The sequence below is a fragment of the Halomonas huangheensis genome (assembly GCF_001431725.1).
Classification (GTDB): Bacteria; Pseudomonadota; Gammaproteobacteria; order Pseudomonadales; family Halomonadaceae; genus Halomonas; species Halomonas huangheensis.
In genome coordinates this window covers 3,320,250-3,340,960 of the sequence record NZ_CP013106.1, presented here as the reverse complement: position 1 = coordinate 3,340,960, position 20,711 = coordinate 3,320,250, and the positions used below count along the sequence as shown (strand labels likewise).

The window sequence follows — 20,711 nt, the reverse complement described above, 5'->3', positions numbered from 1 at the left end:
CGAACAAAGTGTTAACCAGGCTCGAAACCTGTTGGACACAAGAAGGCCATGCGCAAAAGAAGGCTTAGTGAATACCCAGTGCATAGTGTTATGAATCATGCTGACCTATGGGCAGCAATCTGATGCCTGGTTTGAGAGGCATAAGTCCCGTGCAGCGGTGGTTTCAGCAGTGTGTTTTCATGAGTATTAGATGCACCTTTGCTGCTTGTTTCTGAGATTTTTAATCACTGGTTGCTGAGGGTTTTCGCAAAAAATAGACAGGAGCGTTGAGGTGGTATTTATATTTTCCATCGTCAGAATGTGGAGTGGTTTTCAGTGCGGGAGACGTTATCCACCTTTGCTAGTCGTAGTTCTAATTATGAACGAGTGAGGTGTTGTTGTAGATGGTGAGGTTTAACTTGTTTTTTCAAGGATTATGTTGGTCTGTGTTTTTGGGGGTGATTTGTCAGACAATGTTTCTTTATTCGCAGGACAGTGTTTTTGATGTGTAAATATATTTTTTGTTTTAATTTTAAATATTTTTTGTAATTTGAATCAGTGTCGCTTGTCCTTTTGCCGCCTTTCCGTTTGCGGTATCTCTGCTGTTGAAGAAGTGTCAGCTGTGCTGTCGACGAGTGAGCAGGGCCTGTCATCAGCCTATGTGGTGATGCAGATAAGTATGGTGGAGTGTGTTGCACTGTGGTTCTCGCCGTAGCAGATGTCTGAATATAAGTGTGGTTATAATTTTTTCATTAATGTAATTGAAAGTTACTTTTTGGGAAATTTTGGTATTTTTTTTAATGTATTGTGTGTGGGCTTAATTATTACTGGAACTATTTATATCTGGTGCATAAGCTATTCCTTAAGTGCATGGAAGATGACGGTTTTATTCTTGGGATCAATGCTTTCGATAAAAGACGTTATAATAAGGGGACATAAGGGATGGATGTCAAAGTTACGCAGCTGAATACTGAGTTTAGTGAAGCCGCTTCTTGGACTTTGGTCGGAGACGTGGCGGTTCAGGAACCCTCGAAAATCTTGTTGGACATGGCTCCTGAGGATATTCAGCAGTTATCCAGGGATGGAAGTGACCTTGTTATCGAGACCGTAGATGGCCGGTCGATCAAAATCATTGATTTCTATGCAGATAGTGGCGCTGGCACCAGCGAACTCTATCTGGTGGATGAGAATGGCGAGATAGTCTGGGCGCAACTGCAGCCGGCGGCGGATGGTGGCATTGTTGCGGCAGAGTATATCCCACAGGGTGAGATGGCTGATTTCGGCATGGTGACGGGTGCCGAGTCGGAGTCTGATAAAAGCGCGGGTTGGGCAATTCTCGGTGGTGTGGGGGCGGCTGGCCTTATTGCTGGAGTGGCGTCTGCAGGCAGTAGCGGTGGTAGTGGTAGCGATGATGATAATGGTTCTGGTGGTGTAGACACGATTGCCCCGGACGCGCCCACCGACGTCGATGTAAGTGATGACGGTACTACTGTGACTGGACGAGGCGAGCCTGGCACGGTCGTCACCGTGACTGACCCAGATGGCAACGTGGTTGGTGAAGGCACAGTTGGTGACGATGGTCAGTTCACGGTGGACGTGGATCCTCCGCAGACCGATGGCGAATCACTGGAAGTGGTGGTGACAGACGAGGCGGGCAACGAGTCCGAACCAACCAACGTCACAGCACCCGATACCACGGCTCCTGATGCACCTACCGACGTTACCGTGAGTGATGATGGCACCACCGTGACTGGAGGTGGTGAGCCGGGTGCCACCGTTACAGTGACCGACTCGGATGGCAATGTAGTCGGTGAAGGCACAGTTGGTGACGATGGTCAGTTCGCGGTGGACGTGGATCCTGCACAGACTGATGGCGAATCGCTGGAAGTCGTACAAACCGATGCTGCGGGCAACGAGTCTGAGCCGACCAATGTTACAGCCCCCGATACTACGGCACCTGATGCGCCTACCGACGTTGCTGTGAGTGATGATGGCACCACCGTGACTGGCGGTGGTGAACCGGGTGCAACCGTCACCGTGACCGACCCGGATGGCAATGTGGTTGGTGATGGCACGGTTGACGATGATGGTCAGTTTACGGTGGACGTGGATCCTGCACAGACTGATGGCGAATCGCTGGAAGTCGTACAGACCGATGCTGCGGGCAACGAGTCTGAGCCGACCAATGTCACAGCCCCCGATACTGATGCTCCCGGAGACCCCGATACTACTGCTCCTGATGCGCCCTCCAACGTTACCGTGAGTGATGATGGCACCACCGTGACTGGCGGTGGTGAACCGGGTGCCACTGTTACCGTAACTGATCCTGATGGCAATGTGATTGGGGAAGCCACGGTAGGCGATGATGGTCAGTTCGCAGTGGACGTGGACCCTGCGCAGACCGATGGCGAATCACTGGAAGTCGTACAGGCTGACGCTGCGGGCAACGAGTCCGAGCCAACCAATGTCATTGCACCTGATACCACGGCACCTGATGCGCCTTCCGACGTCACAGTGAGTGACGATGGCTCCATCGTGACTGGTACCGGTGAGCCGGGAGCGACGGTCAGCGTTACCGACCCTGATGGCAATGTGATTGGGGAAGCTACTGTTACTGAAGATGGGCAGTTCACGGTGGACGTGGATCCGGCGCAGACCAATGGCGAAGCACTGGAGGTGGTGCAGACCGACGGTGCAGGCAACGAGTCTGATCCGACTGCGGCCACGGCGCCAGATACCACGGCCCCTGATGCGCCGGTGGTTAATGAGAGCGACGGTACGCTGCTGACGGGTACTGCGGAAGCGGGCAGCACGGTTGACATCGACATCGATGGAGACGGCACGCCGGATTACAGCACTAGCGCTGATCCGGAAGGGAACTGGAGTGTGGCACTGGATCCGGCGCTGGCGGATGAAACCGAGGTATCGGTCACGGCTACGGATGAAGCAGGCAACATCAGTGATCCGACCATCATCGTCACCGACGCGGATCTTGTGGATACCACGCCTCCTGCCGTACCGGTCATTTCCGCTCTGGACGACGTCGACCCGGTGCAGGGCAGCCTGGAGAGTGGCGACAGTACCAACGATACTCTGCCGACCTTGATGGGGACTGCCGAAGCTGGCAGTACCGTGGAGATCTTCCAGAACGGTACATCGCTGGGCACTGTTACCGCTGATGCCAGCGGCAACTGGAGTTATACACCGGCTACGGAACTGGTGGATGGCTCTTACAGCTTTACTGCTACGGCAACGGATGGCGCAGGCAACGTCAGTGACATCAGTACAGCCTTTGAGCTGGCGATCGACACTACTGCACCTGTTGTGGACCTGGACTCAGGTAGCGTCAGCGATGGGGTCGATGGCCTGACCGGTACTGTGGATGATCCTGAAGCGGTGATCACGGTCACGGTCAATGGTACGGAATATACCGCAATCAACAACGGTGATGGCACCTGGACTCAGCCGGACGATAGCCTAAGTGCTGTCCTGCCGGGCGATGAGGCTGTCATCATCACCGTGACGGCTACCGATCCTGCCGGGAATGCAGGAACCGTTGATCTCATCATCGAGGTCGACCCAACCACGCCTCCGGGTGACAGTAGTATTGGTTTTGATGACTCTCTGCTGAATGCAGAGGAAGCAACCAGCGTGACTCTCAGTGGTCAATTGGACTCGGGGAGTGTCTTTGACTCGATCACCATCAGTGACGGCACCACTGACATCGTTGTGGCGGTGGCAGATATCAATATCGATGCGGATGGTGTTGTTACCATCGCGGGGCAGGACTTGAGCAGCCTGGCCGATGGAGAGATCACCGTCACGGCGGAAGGGACAAATTCGGCTGGCGATCCCATTTCGGTTACTGATACCACTACTCTGGATGCCACAGCGCCCGACGCGCCGGTGGTTAATGACAGCGATGGTGCGTTGCTGACGGGTACCGCAGAAGCCGGCAGCACGATCGATATTGATGTCAATGGAGACGGCACGCCGGATAACACGGTGATTGCTGATGTGGATGGTAGCTGGAGTGTGGCACTGGATCCGGCACTGCCGGATGGTACTGAAGTATCGGTCACGGCCTCCGATGAGGCGGGCAACACCAGTGGTCCTGCAACCATCACTACCGATGCCGATCTTGCGGATACCACGCCTCCTACTGCACCGATCATTTCTGCCGTTGACGATGTAGATCCGGTACAGGGCAATCTGGAGAGTGGTGACAGCACCAACGATACCCAGCCGACCTTGACCGGCTCGGCTGAAGCTGGCAGCACGGTGGAGATTTTCCAGGACGGCACTTCAATAGGCACTGCAATCGCTGATGCCAGCGGCAACTGGAATTACACACCGGTAGCTGGGTTGACTGATAACACATACAGCTTTACTGCCACCGCAACGGATGTCGCAGGTAACGTCAGTGATCCCAGTGATACATTTGAACTGACGATTGACACGGCTGCGCCGGGGACTCCAGCTGAAGTCGCGGTCAATGACGATGGCACCGCCGTGACTGGCGAGGGTGAGCCTGGTGCCACGGTCAGCGTGACCAACCCGGATGGTACGGTGATCGGTAGCGGCACCGTGGGCGATGATGGTCAGTTCACTGTGGACGTGGCCCCTCCGCAAACCAACGGCGAAGCACTGGAGGTGGTGCAGGCTGATGCGGCAGGCAATACATCCGACCCGGCGACGGCCACGGCCCCGACCCCGGATACCACCGCCCCCGATGCACCCACCAATGTAGCGGTCAATGACGACGGCACCGTTGTGACCGGCGAAGGTGAGCCTGGTGCCACGGTCACGGTGACCGACCCTGATGGCAATGTGATTGGGGAAGGCGCGGCGGGTGATGATGGTCAGTTCGCGGTGGATGTGGATCCGGCGCAGACCAATGGCGAAGCACTGGAGGTGGTGCAGACAGACGGCGCTGGTAATGAGTCCGACCCGACTAATGTCGCTGCACCTGACACCACGGCCCCCGATGCGCCCGCTAATGTAGCGGTTAATGACGACGGTACCGTTGTGACCGGCGAAGGTGAGCCTGGTGCAACCGTCACGGTGACCGATCCTGATGGTGCGGCGATCGGCAGTGGCACCGTGGGTGATGACGGCCAGTTCGCGGTGGATGTGGATCCGGCGCAGACCAATGGCGAAGCACTGGAGGTGGTGCAGACCGACGGTGCAGGCAACGAGTCTGACCCGACTGCGGCCACGGCGCCAGATACCACGGCCCCTGATGCGCCGGTGGTTAATGAGAGCGACGGTACGCTGCTGACGGGGACTGCGGAAGCGGGCAGCACGGTTGACATCGACGTCGATGGAGACGGCACGCCGGATTACAGCACTAGCGCTGATCCGGAAGGGAACTGGAGTGTGGCACTGGATCCGGCGCTGGCGGATGAAACCGAGGTATCGGTCACGGCTACGGATGAAGCAGGCAACATCAGTGATCCGACCACCATCGTCACCGACGCGGATCTTGTGGATACCACGCCTCCTGCCGTACCGGTCATTTCTGCTGTTGACGACGTTGATCCGGTACAGGGCGACCTGGCAACTGGGGACAGCACTAACGATACCCTACCGACCTTGATGGGCACGGCCGAAGCCGACAGTACCGTGGAGATCTTCCAGAACGGTACATCGCTGGGCACTGTTACCGCTGATGCCAGCGGTAACTGGAGTTATACACCGGCTACGGAACTGGCGGATGGCGACTACAGCTTTACCGCTACGGCAACAGATGACGCAGGCAACGTCAGTGATACCAGTGCTGCATTTGAACTGACGATCGACACGGCTGCACCGAGTACTCCAACTGAAGTCGCGGTCAATGACGACGGCACCGTTGTGACTGGCGAAGGTGAGCCAGGTGCCACGGTCACAGTGACCGACTCTGATGGTGCGGTGATCGGTAGCGGCACTGTGGGCGATGACGGTCAGTTCGCGGTGGACGTGGATCCGTCGCAGACCAACGGCGAAGCACTGGAGGTCGTGCAGGCCGATGCGGCAGGAAACATATCTGACCCGGCAACAGCCACCGCTCCGGACACCACTGCCCCCGATGCACCCGCCAATGTGGCGGTCAATGACGACGGTACCGTTGTGACTGGCGAGGGTGAGCCCGGCGCCACGGTCACCGTGACTGACGCTGATGGCAATGTGATTGGGGAAGGCACGGCGGGTGATGATGGTCAGTTTGCGGTGGATGTGGACCCGGCGCAGACCAACGGCGAAGCACTGGAGGTGGTGCAGGCTGACCCGGCAGGCAACGAGTCCGATCCGACCAATGTCACCGCTCCGGACACCACTGCCCCCGATGCACCCGCCAATGTGGCGGTCAATGACGACGGTACCGTTGTGACTGGCGAGGGTGAGCCCGGCGCCACGGTCACCGTGACTGACGCTGATGGCAATGTGATTGGGGAAGGCACGGCGGGTGATGATGGTCAGTTCGCGGTGGACGTGGATCCGGCGCAGACCAACGGCGAAGCACTGGAAGTGGTGCAGGCTGACCCGGCGGGCAACGAGTCCGATCCGACCAATGTCACCGCACCTGACACCACGGCGCCCGATGCACCCGCCAATGTGGCGGTCAATGACGACGGTACCGTTGTGACTGGCGAGGGTGAGCCCGGCGCCACGGTCACCGTGACTGACGCTGATGGCAATGTGGTTGGGGAAGGCACGGCGGGTGATGATGGTCAGTTCGCGGTGGACGTGGATCCGGCGCAGACCAACGGCGAAGCACTGGAAGTGGTGCAGGCTGACCCGGCAGGCAACGAGTCCGATCCGACCAATGTCACCGCACCTGACACCACGGCCCCCGATGCGCCCGCTAATGTAGCGGTTAATGACGACGGTACCGTTGTGACCGGCGAAGGTGAGCCTGGTGCAACCGTCACAGTGACCGATCCTGATGGTGCGGCGATCGGCAGTGGCACCGTGGGTGATGACGGCCAGTTCGCGGTGGATGTGGATCCGGCGCAGACCAATGGCGAAGCACTGGAGGTGGTGCAGACAGACGGCGCCGGCAATGAGTCCGACCCGACTAATGTCGCTGCACCTGACACCACGGCCCCCGATGCGCCCGCTAATGTAGCGGTTAATGACGACGGTACCGTTGTGACCGGCGAAGGTGAGCCTGGTGCAACCGTCACGGTGACCGATCCTGATGGTGCGGCGATCGGCAGTGGCACCGTGGGTGATGACGGCCAGTTCGCGGTGGATGTGGATCCGGCGCAGACCAATGGCGAAGCACTGGAGGCGGTGCAGACAGACGGCGCCGGCAATGAGTCCGACCCGACTAATGTCGCTGCACCTGACACCACGGCCCCCGATGCGCCCGCTAATGTAGCGGTTAATGACGACGGTACCGTTGTGACCGGCGAAGGTGAGCCTGGTGCAACCGTCACGGTGACCGATCCTGATGGTGCGGCGATCGGCAGTGGCACCGTGGGTGATGACGGCCAGTTCGCGGTGGATGTGGATCCGGCGCAGACCAATGGCGAAGCACTGGAGGTGGTGCAGACCGACGGTGCAGGCAACGAGTCTGACCCGACTGCGGCCACGGCGCCAGATACCACGGCCCCTGATGCGCCGGTGGTTAATGAGAGCGACGGTACGCTGCTGACGGGGACTGCGGAAGCGGGCAGCACGGTTGACATCGACGTCGATGGAGACGGCACGCCGGATTACACCACTAGCGCTGATCCGGAAGGGAACTGGAGTGTGGCACTGGATCCGGCGCTGGCGGATGAAACCGAGGTATCGGTCACGGCTACGGATGAAGCAGGCAACATCAGTGATCCGACCACCATCGTCACCGACGCGGATCTTGTGGATACCACGCCTCCTGCCGTACCGGTCATTTCTGCTGTTGACGACGTTGATCCGGTACAGGGCGACCTGGCAAGTGGAGACAGCACCAACGATAACCAGCCAGAGCTGCAGGGAAGCGGGGAAGCCGGCAGTACTGTGGAGATTTTCCAGAACGGCGTGTCGTTGGGCACTGTGATTGCTGATGCCAGCGGCAACTGGAGTTATACACCCGATGCTGCGCTGGCGGATGGCGACTACAGCTTTACTGCCACTGCAACAGATAGTGCGGGTAATGTCAGTGATACCAGCGCCGCATTCGAGTTGAACGTTGATACTGTGTCTCCCGATGCTCCTACTATTGCCTTGATCAGCGACACCGGCGTGGATGGCGATGGCATCACCAGTGAGGGTGCGGTAGCGGTGTCGGGCCTTGAGTCGGACACCACTTGGGAATACACCACCGACGGTGGTACGACCTGGGCGGCTGGATCAGGCGACAGCTTTGCGTTACCGGAAGGTGTCTACGCTGATGGTGCTGTGCAGGTGCGCCAGACCGATGCTGCGGGTAACGTAGGTGACACTGCGTCGCTCGGTGCCGTTGAGGTCGATGCGACGCTGCCAGCTGCGCCGACCATTGCCTTGAGCAACGACACCGGCGTGGATGGCGATGGCATCACCAGTGAGGGCGTGGTAACGGTGTCGGGTCTCGAGCCGGACGCTACTTGGGAATATACCACCGACGGTGGTACGACCTGGGAGACAGGGGCAGGCGATAGCTTTGCGTTGCCGGAAGACGTCTACGCGGATGGTGTTGTGCAGGTGCGTCAGGTCGATGTAGCGGGTAACACCAGTGATACAGCTTCCCTCGGCGCGATCACTGTCGACACCACCGGTCCGTCCGATGGCGATGGCAGCAACAGCATTGCCTTCGACGACGGTGGCGACGAGCTGCTGAGCGCCGATGAGGTGGGCAGCGTCACGCTGAGTGGTCAACTGGAGGCGGGCAGCAGCATTACCGCTCTGGCGATCAGCGATGGCACCGACACCATCACGGTGGATGCCGCGGATATCAGTGTCGATGCAGACGGTGTGGTCAGTGTTGTTGGCCAGGATCTCAGTAGTCTGGCGGACGGCGAGTTGACCGTCACCGCGACCGTCAGCGATGCGGCCGGCAACAGCGGCACCATTACCGACACCACCAGTCTGGATGCCACGGCACCGACGGTGGCACTGGATCCGCTTACCACCAACGACACCACGCCGGCCCTGAGCGGCACGGTGGACGATCCCGCGGCCACCATTACAGTGACCGTGGATGGCACCGACTACGACGCCACCAACAACGGTGACGGCAGCTGGAGTCTGGCCGACGATACCCTGGCGGCACTGTCGGAAGGGGATAACACCATTACCGTGACGGCCACCGATGCGGCCGGTAATGAAACAGCCGTGGACGCGACAGTGAGCGTGGACACCACCGGTCCGTCCGATGGCGATGGCAGCAACAGCATTGCCTTCGACGACGGTGGCGATGAGCTGCTGAGTGCCGATGAGGTGGGCAGCGTCACGCTGAGCGGTCAACTGGAGGCGGGCAGCAGCATTACCGCTCTGGCGATCAGCGATGGCACCGACACCATCACGGTGGATGCCGCAGATATCAGTGTCGATGCAGACGGTGTGGTCAGTGTTGTTGGCCAGGATCTCAGTAGCCTGGCGGACGGCGAGTTGACCGTCACCGCGACCGTCAGCGATGCGGCCGGCAACAGCGGCACCATTACCGACACCACCAGTCTGGATGCCACGGCACCGACGGTGGCACTGGATCCGCTTACCACCAACGACACCACGCCGGCCCTGAGCGGCACGGTGGACGATCCCGCGGCCACCATTACGGTGACCGTGGATGGCACCGACTACGACGCCACCAACAACGGTGACGGTAGCTGGAGTCTGGCCGACGATACCCTGGCGGCACTGCCGGAAGGGGATAACACCATTACCGTGACGGCCACCGATGCGGCCGGTAATGAAACAGCCGTGGACGCGACAGTGAGCGTGGACACCACCGGTCCGTCCGATGGCGATGGCAGCAACAGCATTGCCTTCGACGACGGTGGTGATGAGCTGCTGAGCGCCGATGAGGTGGGCAGCGTCACGCTGAGTGGTCAACTGGAGGCGGGCAGCAGCATTACCGCTCTGGTGATCAGCGATGGCACCGACACCATCACGGTGGATGCCGCGGATATCACGGTTAGTGACGCTGGCGTCGTAACGGTCACCGGTCAGGACCTGTCCGGCCTTGCCGATGGCGAGATCACGGTGACGGCGGAGGTTACGGACGCCGCCGGCAACAGCGGCACCCTCACCGATACCACCAGCCTCGATGCCACGGCACCGACGGTGGCACTGGATCCGCTTACCACCAACGACACCACGCCGGCCCTGAGCGGCACGGTGGACGATCCCGCGGCCACCATTACAGTGACCGTGGATGGCACCGACTACGACGCCACCAACAACGGTGACGGCAGCTGGAGTCTGGCCGACGATACCCTGGCGGCACTGTCGGAAGGGGATAACACCATTACCGTGACGGCCACCGATGCGGCCGGTAATGAAACAGCCGTGGACGCGACAGTGAGCGTGGACACCACCGGTCCGTCCGATGGCGATGGCAGCAACAGCATTGCCTTCGACGACGGTGGCGACGAGCTGCTGAGCGCCGATGAGGTGGGCAGCGTCACGCTGAGTGGTCAACTGGAGGCGGGCAGCAGCATTACCGCTCTGGCGATCAGCGATGGCACCGACACCATCACGGTGGATGCCGCGGATATCAGTGTCGATGCAGACGGTGTGGTCAGTGTTGTTGGCCAGGATCTCAGTAGTCTGGCGGACGGCGAGTTGACCGTCACCGCGACCGTCAGCGATGCCGCCGGCAACAGCGGCACCATCACCGACACCACCAGCCTGGATGCCACGGCACCGACGGTGGCACTGGATCCGCTCACCACCAACGACACCACGCCGGCCCTGAGCGGCACGGTGGATGATCCCGCGGCCACCATTACGGTGACCGTGGATGGCACCGACTACGACGCCACCAACAACGGTGACGGTAGCTGGAGTCTGGCCGACGATATCCTGGCGGCACTGTCGGAAGGGGATAACACCATTACCGTGACGGCCACCGATGCGGCCGGTAATGAAACAGCAGTGGACGCGACAGTGAGCGTGGACACCAGCGGTCCGTCCGATGGCGATGGCAGCAACAGCATTGCCTTCGACGACGGTGGCGACGAGCTGCTGAGCGCCGATGAGGTGGGCAGCGTCACGCTGAGCGGTCAACTGGAGGCGGGCAGCAGCATTACCGCTCTGGCGATCAGCGATGGCACCGACACCATCACGGTGGATGCCGCAGATATCAGTGTCGATGCAGACGGTGTGGTCAGTGTTGTTGGCCAGGATCTCAGTAGCCTGGCGGACGGCGAGTTGACCGTCACCGCGACCGTCAGCGATGCGGCCGGCAACAGCGGCACCATCACCGACACCACCAGCCTGGATGCCACGGCACCGACGGTGGCACTGGATCCGCTCACCACCAACGACACCACGCCAGCCCTGAGCGGCACGGTGGACGATGCCGAGGCCACCATCACGGTGAGCGTGGGTGGCACCGACTACGACGCCACCAACAACGGTGACGGTAGCTGGAGTCTGGCCGACGACACCCTGGCGGCACTGCCGGAGGGTGATACCGAGATCACGGTGACCGCTACCGATGCCGCGGGGAATGAGACCGTGGTCACGGAAGCGATCACTGTCGACACCACCGGTCCGTCCGATGGCGATGGCAGCAACAGCATTGCCTTCAACGACGGTGGCGACGAGCTGCTGAGTGCCGATGAGGTGGGCAGCGTCACGCTGAGCGGTCAACTGGAGGCGGGCAGCAGCATTACCAGCCTGATCATCAGCGATGGTACGACTGAGATCACCGTCGCGGCCGCCGATATCACGGTGGGTGGCGCGGGTGCGGTGACGGTCGCCGGTCAGGACCTGAGTGGCCTTGCCGATGGCGAGATCACGGTGACGGCGGAGGTTACGGACGCCGCCGGCAACAGCGGCACCATCACCGACACCACCAGCCTCGATGCCACGGCACCGACGGTGGCACTGGATCCGCTCACCACCAACGACACCACGCCGGCCCTGAGCGGCACGGTGGACGACCCCGCGGCCACCATCACGGTGAGCGTGGGTGGCACCGACTACGACGCCACCAACAACGGTGACGGTAGCTGGAGTCTGGCCGACGACACCCTGGCGGCACTGCCGGAGGGTGATACCGAGATCACGGTGACCGCTACCGATGCCGCGGGGAATGAGACCGTGGTCACGGAAGCGATCACTGTCGACACCACCGGTCCGTCCGATGGCGATGGCAGCAACAGCATTGCCTTCGACGACGGTGGCGACGAGCTGCTGAGCGCCGATGAGGTGGGCAGCGTCACGCTGAGTGGTCAACTGGAGGCGGGCAGCAGCATTACCAGCCTGATCATCAGCGATGGTACGACTGAGATCACCGTCGCGGCCGCCGATATCACGGTGGATGGCGCGGGTGCGGTGACGGTCGCCGGTCAGGACCTGTCCGGCCTTGCCGATGGCGAGATCACGGTGACGGCGGAGGTTACGGACGCCGCCGGCAACAGCGGCACCCTCACCGACACCACCAGCCTGGATGCCACGGCACCGACGGTGGCACTGGATCCGCTTACCACCAACGACACCACGCCGGCCCTGAGCGGCACGGTGGATGATGCCGAGGCCACCATCACGGTGACCGTGGATGGCACCGACTACGACGCCACCAACAACGGTGACGGCAGCTGGAGTCTGGCCGACGACACCCTGGCGGCGCTGCCGGAAGGGGATAACACCATTACCGTGACGGCCACCGATGCGGCCGGTAATGAAACAGCCGTGGACGCGACAGTGAGCGTGGACACCACCGGTCCGTCCGATGGCGATGGCAGCAACAGCATTGCCTTCGACGACGGTGGTGATGAGCTGCTGAGCGCCGATGAGGTGGGCAGCGTCACGCTGAGCGGTCAACTGGAAGCGGGCAGCAGCATTACCGCTCTGGTGATCAGCGATGGCACCGACACCATCACGGTGGATGCCGCGGATATCAGTGTCGATGCAGACGGTGTGGTCAGTGTTATTGGCCAGGATCTCAGTAGTCTGGCGGATGGCGAGTTGACCGTCACCGCGACCGTCAGCGATGCGGCCGGCAACAGCGGCACCATTACCGACACCACCAGTCTGGATGCCACGGCACCGACGGTGGCACTGGATCCGCTCACCACCAACGATACCACGCCGGCCCTGAGCGGCACGGTGGACGACCCCGCGGCCACCATTACGGTGACCGTGGATGGCACCGACTACGACGCCACCAACAACGGTGACGGCAGCTGGAGTCTGGCCGACGATACCCTGGCGGCACTGCCGGAAGGGGATAACACCATTACCGTGACGGCCACCGATGCGGCCGGTAATGAAACAGCCGTGGACGCGACAGTGAGCGTGGACACCACCGGTCCGTCCGATGGCGATGGCAGCAACAGCATTGCCTTCGACGACGGTGGCGATGAGCTGCTGAGTGCCGATGAGGTGGGCAGCGTCACGCTGAGTGGTCAACTGGAGGCGGGCAGCAGCATTACCGCTCTGGTGATCAGCGATGGCACCGACACCATCACGGTGGATGCCGCGGATATCAGTGTCGATGCAGACGGTGTGGTCAGTGTTGTTGGCCAGGATCTCAGTAGTCTGGCGGATGGCGAGATCACGGTGACGGCGGAGGTTACGGACGCCGCCGGCAACAGCGGCACCCTCACCGATACCACCAGTCTGGATGCCACGGCACCGACGGTGGCACTGGATCCGCTCACCACCAACGACACCACGCCGGCCCTGAGCGGCACGGTGGATGATGCCGAGGCCACCATCACGGTGACCGTGGATGGCACCGACTACGACGCCATCAACAACGGTGACGGCAGCTGGAGTCTGGCCGACGATACCCTGGCGGCACTGCCGGAAGGGGATAACACCATTACCGTGACGGCCACCGATGCGGCCGGTAATGAAACAGCCGTGGACGCGACAGTGAGCGTGGACACCACCGGTCCGTCCGATGGCGATGGCAGCAACAGCATTGCCTTCGACGACGGTGGCGACGAGCTGCTGAGCGCCGATGAGGTGGGCAGCGTCACGCTGAGTGGTCAACTGGAGGCGGGCAGCAGCATTACCGCTCTGGCGATCAGCGATGGCACCGACACCATCACGGTGGATGCCGCGGATATCACGGTTAGTGACACTGGCGTCGTAACGGTCGCCGGTCAGGACCTGTCAGGCCTTGCCGATGGCGAGATCACGGTGACGGCGGAGGTTACGGATGCGGCCGGCAACAGCGGCACCATTACCGACACCACCAGTCTGGATGCCACGGCACCGACGGTGGCACTGGATCCGCTCACCACCAACGACACCACGCCGGCCCTGAGCGGCACGGTGGACGACCCCGCGGCCACCATTACGGTGACCGTGGATGGCATCGACTACGACGCCACCAACAACGGTGACGGCAGCTGGAGTCTGGCCGACGACACTCTGGCGGCACTGCCGGAGGGCGATACCGAGATCACGGTGACCGCTACCGATGCCGCGGGGAATGAGACCGTGGTCACGGAAGCGATCACTGTCGACACCACCGGTCCGTCCGATGGCGATGGCAGCAACAGCATTGCCTTCGACGACGGTGGCGACGAGCTGCTGAGCGCCGATGAGGTGGGCAGCGTCACGCTGAGTGGTCAACTGGAGGCGGGCAGCAGCATTACCGCTCTGGTGATCAGCGATGGCACCGACACCATCACGGTGGATGCCGCGGATATCAGTGTCGATGCAGACGGTGTGGTCAGTGTTATTGGCCAGGATCTCAGTAGTCTGGCGGATGGCGAGTTGACCGTCACCGCGACCGTCAGCGATGCGGCCGGCAACAGCGGCACCATTACCGACACCACCAGTCTGGATGCCACGGCACCGACGGTGGCACTGGATCCGCTTACCACCAACGACACCACGCCGGCCCTGAGCGGCACGGTGGACGATCCCGCGGCCACCATTACAGTGACCGTGGATGGCACCGACTACGACGCCACCAACAACGGTGACGGCAGCTGGAGTCTGGCCGACGATACCCTGGCGGCACTGTCGGAAGGGGATAACACCATTACCGTGACGGCCACCGATGCGGCCGGTAATGAAACAGCCGTGGACGCGACAGTGAGCGTGGACACCACCGGTCCGTCCGATGGCGATGGCAGCAACAGCATTGCCTTCGACGACGGTGGCGATGAGCTGCTGAGTGCCGATGAGGTGGGCAGCGTCACGCTGAGCGGTCAACTGGAGGCGGGCAGCAGCATTACCGCTCTGGTGATCAGCGATGGCACCGACACCATCACGGTGGATGCCGCGGATATCAGTGTCGATGCAGACGGTGTGGTCAGTGTTGTTGGCCAGGATCTCAGTAGCCTGGCGGACGGCGAGTTGACCGTCACCGCGACCGTCAGCGATGCGGCCGGCAACAGCGGCACCATTACCGACACCACCAGCCTGGATGCCACGGCACCGACGGTGGCACTGGATCCGCTTACCACCAACGACACCACGCCGGCCCTGAGCGGCACGGTGGATGATGCCGATGCCACCATTACAGTGACCGTGGATGGCACCGACTACGACGCCACCAACAACGGTGACGGCAGCTGGAGTCTGGCCGACGATACCCTGGCGGCACTGTCGGAAGGGGATAACACCATTACCGTGACGGCCACCGATGCGGCCGGTAATGAAACAGCCGTGGACGCGACAGTGAGCGTGGACACCACCGGTCCGTCCGATGGCGATGGCAGCAACAGCATTGCCTTCGACGACGGTGGCGACGAGCTGCTGAGCGCCGATGAGGTGGGCAGCGTCACGCTGAGTGGTCAACTGGAGGCGGGCAGCAGCATTACCAGCCTGATCATCAGCGATGGTACGACTGAGATCACCGTCGCGGCCGCCGATATCACGGTGGATGGCGCGGGTGCGGTGACGGTCGCCGGTCAGGACCTGTCCGGCCTTGCCGATGGCGAGATCACGGTGACGGCGGAGGTTACGGACGCCGCCGGCAACAGCGGCACCATTACCGACACCACCAGTCTGGATGCCACGGCACCGACGGTGGCATTGGATCCGCTTACCACCAACGACACCACGCCGGCCCTGAGCGGCACGGTGGACGATCCCGCGGCCACCATTACGGTGACCGTGGATGGCACCGACTACGACGCCACCAACAACGGTGACGGTAGCTGGAGTCTGGCCGACGATACCCTGGCGGCACTGCCGGAAGGGGATAACACCATTACCGTGACGGCTACCGATGCGGCCGGTAATGAAACAGCCGTGGACGCGACAGTGAGCGTGGACACCACCGGTCCGTCCGATGGCGATGGCAGCAACAGCATTGCCTTCGACGACGGTGGCGATGAGCTGCTGAGCGCCGATGAGGTGGGCAGCGTCACGCTGAGTGGTCAACTGGAGGCGGGCAGCAGCATTACCAGCCTGATCATCAGCGATGGTACTACTGAGATCACCGTCGCGGCCGCCGATATCACGGTGGATGGCGCGGGTGCGGTGACGGTCGCCGGTCAGGACCTGTCAGGCCTTGCCGATGGCGAGATCACGGTGACGGCGGAGGTTACGGACGCCGCCGGCAACAGCGGCACCATTACCGACACCACCAGTCTGGATGCCACGGCACCGACGGTGGCATTGGATCCGCTTACCACCAACGACACCACGCCGGCCCTGAGCGGCACGGTGGACGATCCCGCGGCCACCATTACGGTGACCGTGGATGGCACCGACTACGACGCCACCAACAACGGTGACGGTAGCTGGAGTCTGGCCGACGATACCCTGGCGGCACTGCCGGAAGGAGATAACACCATTACCGTGACGGCCACCGATGCGGCCGGTAATGAAACAGCCGTGGACGCGACAGTGAGCGTGGACACCACCGTTCCGTCCGATGGCGATGGCAGCAACAGCATTGCCTTCGACGACGGTGGTGATGAGCTGCTGAGCGCCGATGAGGTGGGCAGCGTCACGCTGAGCGGTCAACTGGAGGCGGGCAGCAGCATTACCGCTCTGGTGATCAGCGATGGCACCGACACCATCACGGTGGATGCCGCGGATATCAGTGTCGATGCAGACGGTGTGGTCAGTGTTATTGGCCAGGATCTCAGTAGTCTGGCGGATGGCGAGTTGACCGTCACCGCGACCGTCAGCGATGCGGCCGGCAACAGCGGCACCATTACCGACACCACCAGTCTGGATGCCACGGCACCGACGGTGGCGCTGGATCCGCTTACCACCAACGACACCACGCCGGCCCTGAGCGGCACGGTGGACGATCCCGCGGCCACCATTACGGTGACCGTGGATGGCACCGACTACGACGCCACCAACAACGGTGACGGCAGCTGGAGTCTGGCCGACGATACCCTGGCGGCACTGCCGGAAGGGGATAACACCATTACCGTGACGGCCACCGATGCGGCCGGTAATGAAACAGCAGTGGACGCGACAGTGAGCGTGGACACCAGCGGTCCGTCCGATGGCGATGGTCTCAACAGCATTGCCTTCGACGACGGTGGCGACGAGCTGCTGAGCGCCGATGAGGTGGGCAGCGTCACGCTGAGTGGTCAACTGGAGGCGGGCAGCAGCATTACCGCTCTGGCGATCAGCGATGGCACCGACACCATCACGGTGGATGCCGCGGATATCAGTGTCGATGCAGACGGTGTGGTCAGTGTTGTTGGCCAGGATCTCAGTAGCCTGGCGGACGGCGAGTTGACCGTCACCGCGACCGTCAGCGATGCCGCCGGCAACAGCGGCACCATTACCGACACCACCAGTCTGGATGCCACGGCACCGACGGTGGCACTGGATCCGCTCACCACCAACGATACCACGCCGGCACTAAGCGGCACGGTGGACGATCCCGCGGCCACCATTACAGTGACCGTGGATGGCACCGACTACGACGCCATCAACAACGGTGACGGCAGCTGGAGTCTGGCCGACGACACCCTGGCGGCACTGCCGGAAGGGGATAACACCATTACCGTGACGGCCACCGATGCGGCCGGTAATGAAACAGCAGTGGACGCGACAGTGAGCGTGGACACCACCGGTCCGTCCGATGGCGATGGCAGCAACAGCATTGCCTTCGACGACGGTGGTGATGAGCTGCTGAGCGCCGATGAGGTGGGCAGCGTCACGCTGAGCGGTCAACTGGAAGCGGGCAGCAGCATTACCGCTCTGGTGATCAGCGATGGCACCGACACCATCACGGTGGATGCCGCGGATATCAGTGTCGATGCAGACGGTGTGGTCAGTGTTATTGGCCAGGATCTCAGTAGTCTGGCGGATGGCGAGTTGACCGTCACCGCGACCGTCAGCGATGCGGCCGGCAACAGCGGCACCATTACCGACACCACCAGTCTGGATGCCACGGCACCGACGGTGGCACTGGATCCGCTCACCACCAACGATACCACGCCGGCCCTGAGCGGCACGGTGGACGATCCCGCGGCCACCATTACGGTGACCGTGGATGGCACCGACTACGACGCCACCAACAACGGTGACGGCAGCTGGAGTCTGGCCGACGATACCCTGGCGGCACTGCCGGAAGGAGATAACACCATTACCGTGACGGCCACCGATGCGGCCGGTAATGAAACAGCCGTGGACGCGACAGTGAGCGTGGACACCACCGTTCCGTCCGATGGCGATGGCAGCAACAGCATTGCCTTCGACGACGGTGGTGATGAGCTGCTGAGCGCCGATGAGGTGGGCAGCGTCACGCTGAGCGGTCAACTGGAAGCGGGCAGTAGCATCACCAGTCTGATCATCAGCGATGGTACTACTGAGATCACCGTCGCGGCCGCCGATATCACGGTGGATGACACTGGCGTCGTGACGGTCGCCGGTCAGGACCTGTCAGGCCTTGCCGATGGCGAGATCACGGTGACGGCGGAGGTTACGGACGCCGCCGGCAACAGCGGCACCATTACCGACACCACCAGTCTGGATGCCACGGGACCCAGCGCTCCCACCATCGCTTTGGCTAACGACACAGGCGTAGCCGATGACGATGGCATTACCAGCGACGGCACCGTTAACGTCACAGACCTTGTAGCCGATGGCTCCTGGGAATACTCGACCGACGGTGGCTTGACCTGGGAGGACGGTTCTGGCGATAGCTTTGCGTTGCCGGAAGGCGACTACGCTGACGGTGCTGTCCAGGTGCGCCAGAGTAATACGGCCGGTAATACCAGTGCTGCTGCCTCACTTGGCGCAATAGTGGTCGATGCGACCGGACCCGGACAGCCAACTCTGGCGATTGCCGAGGCGGATGACGGTCTAATCGAGACAGGGGAGATGGCTGATGGTATTCAGACCGAGGTGACGCTGGGAGCGGATACCGAGGTAGGGGATACACTGACCCTGACAGTGGAAGACGACACAGGAAATTCCGTCACCACTGTCGATTACACCGTGACCGAAGATGACGTGGCAGATGGCGTCTCCAGCGTAACCATCCCTGTCTGGCTGGATAACGGCAGTTATAGCGTCACGGCGAGGGCTTCTGATGCAGCAGGTAATGCCTCGGCTGTTTCCGGCGCCGTAAGCTTTGACGTCGATGCTACAGCGCCGTTTGTCAACGTCAGCAGCAGCGGGTTGTTGGGACTGGTCGGTGTGGATGCCCTGGGGCTTCTCGACCTCAGCAACCAGGCGTTTTCGGCCTACGATCCGAATAACAATCTCGAGTCCGTCACGATCGAGATGAGTACCGCCCTTTCGATTACTCAGATATTGGGCTTGCTGGGGCTTGGTGAAGACTCGTTGAACTACTCGCAGGAGTTGGCTAACGAACTGGGTTTGAACGTCGAGTTCGAAGAGATGTTTATGCTGTTGGGCATAGGTAACCCTGCGACGCTGACAGTGACTGCTGCGGATGGCGGCACCATCGATAATCTGGCCATCAACGAGTTTCTGGCAACGGTAAGTATGGGAGGAGGACTGCTCGGAACCGACCTTAATGTGTTGCCAAGCTTTACGATCACGGGTACTGCTGCAGATGGGCAGACGGGAACGGATAGTGCAACGGAGCTGGCTGATCTTAGCCTTTTGAACCCGGATAGCAGCTTTATCACGGAAGGCACTGGCGATGCTGACACCCTGCAGGGCACAGATGACAGCGACTATCTGTATGGCTATGCAGGCAACGACACCCTGATCGGCGGAGGAGGCAACGATATCCTGCGCGGCGGTGAAGGCGATGACACGTTGCAGGTCAGCGATGACAGCTTTGTGATGGTCGACGGTGGAGATGGCTTCGACATCCTGGAGCTGGACGGTGGAATCGATCTGGATGTGACTCAGATTGACGGCCGTTTGGAGAATCTGGAGCGGATCGAGCTGGTGGATGGCGATGCGGGCTCGAACCTGACACTGGATGAGTCGACCGTGCTCGAACTGACCGATGATGCCAACACCCTACAGATCGCCGGTGATTCGGCGGATACCTTGAATGTATCCGGTGCGACTGCGACGGGTAACACGCAGGACATTGATGGCGCGAATTACGCCGAATATGACCTGGGCAGCACGACGTTGCTGGTCGAGGACACTGTCAACGTGGAGGTGTCCTGATTCCGGGGAACCGGAAGTGGGGATTTCTGGGCACGCAAGGACGCGTGCCCTCGTTCCGCTTCCGGAACTCTGAATTA

General features: G+C 61.3%; 1 protein-coding gene. It reads left to right on the top strand.

Annotated elements, in window-relative coordinates; all coding sequences use genetic code 11:
* The first annotated feature begins 921 nt into the window (after positions 1-921).
* On the top strand, positions 922-20,634 hold the full coding sequence (locus AR456_RS14455) for an Ig-like domain-containing protein (RefSeq protein WP_056933010.1): 19,713 nt from the start codon (positions 922-924) through the stop codon (positions 20,632-20,634).
* The last annotated feature ends 77 nt before the right edge of the window (positions 20,635-20,711 follow it).

Bases quoted from the DNA above. Each gene is read 5' to 3' on its own strand.
- AR456_RS14455 (WP_056933010.1), top strand. From the start codon at position 922: ATGGATGTCAAAGTTACGCAGCTGAATACTGAGTTTAGTGAAGCCGCT.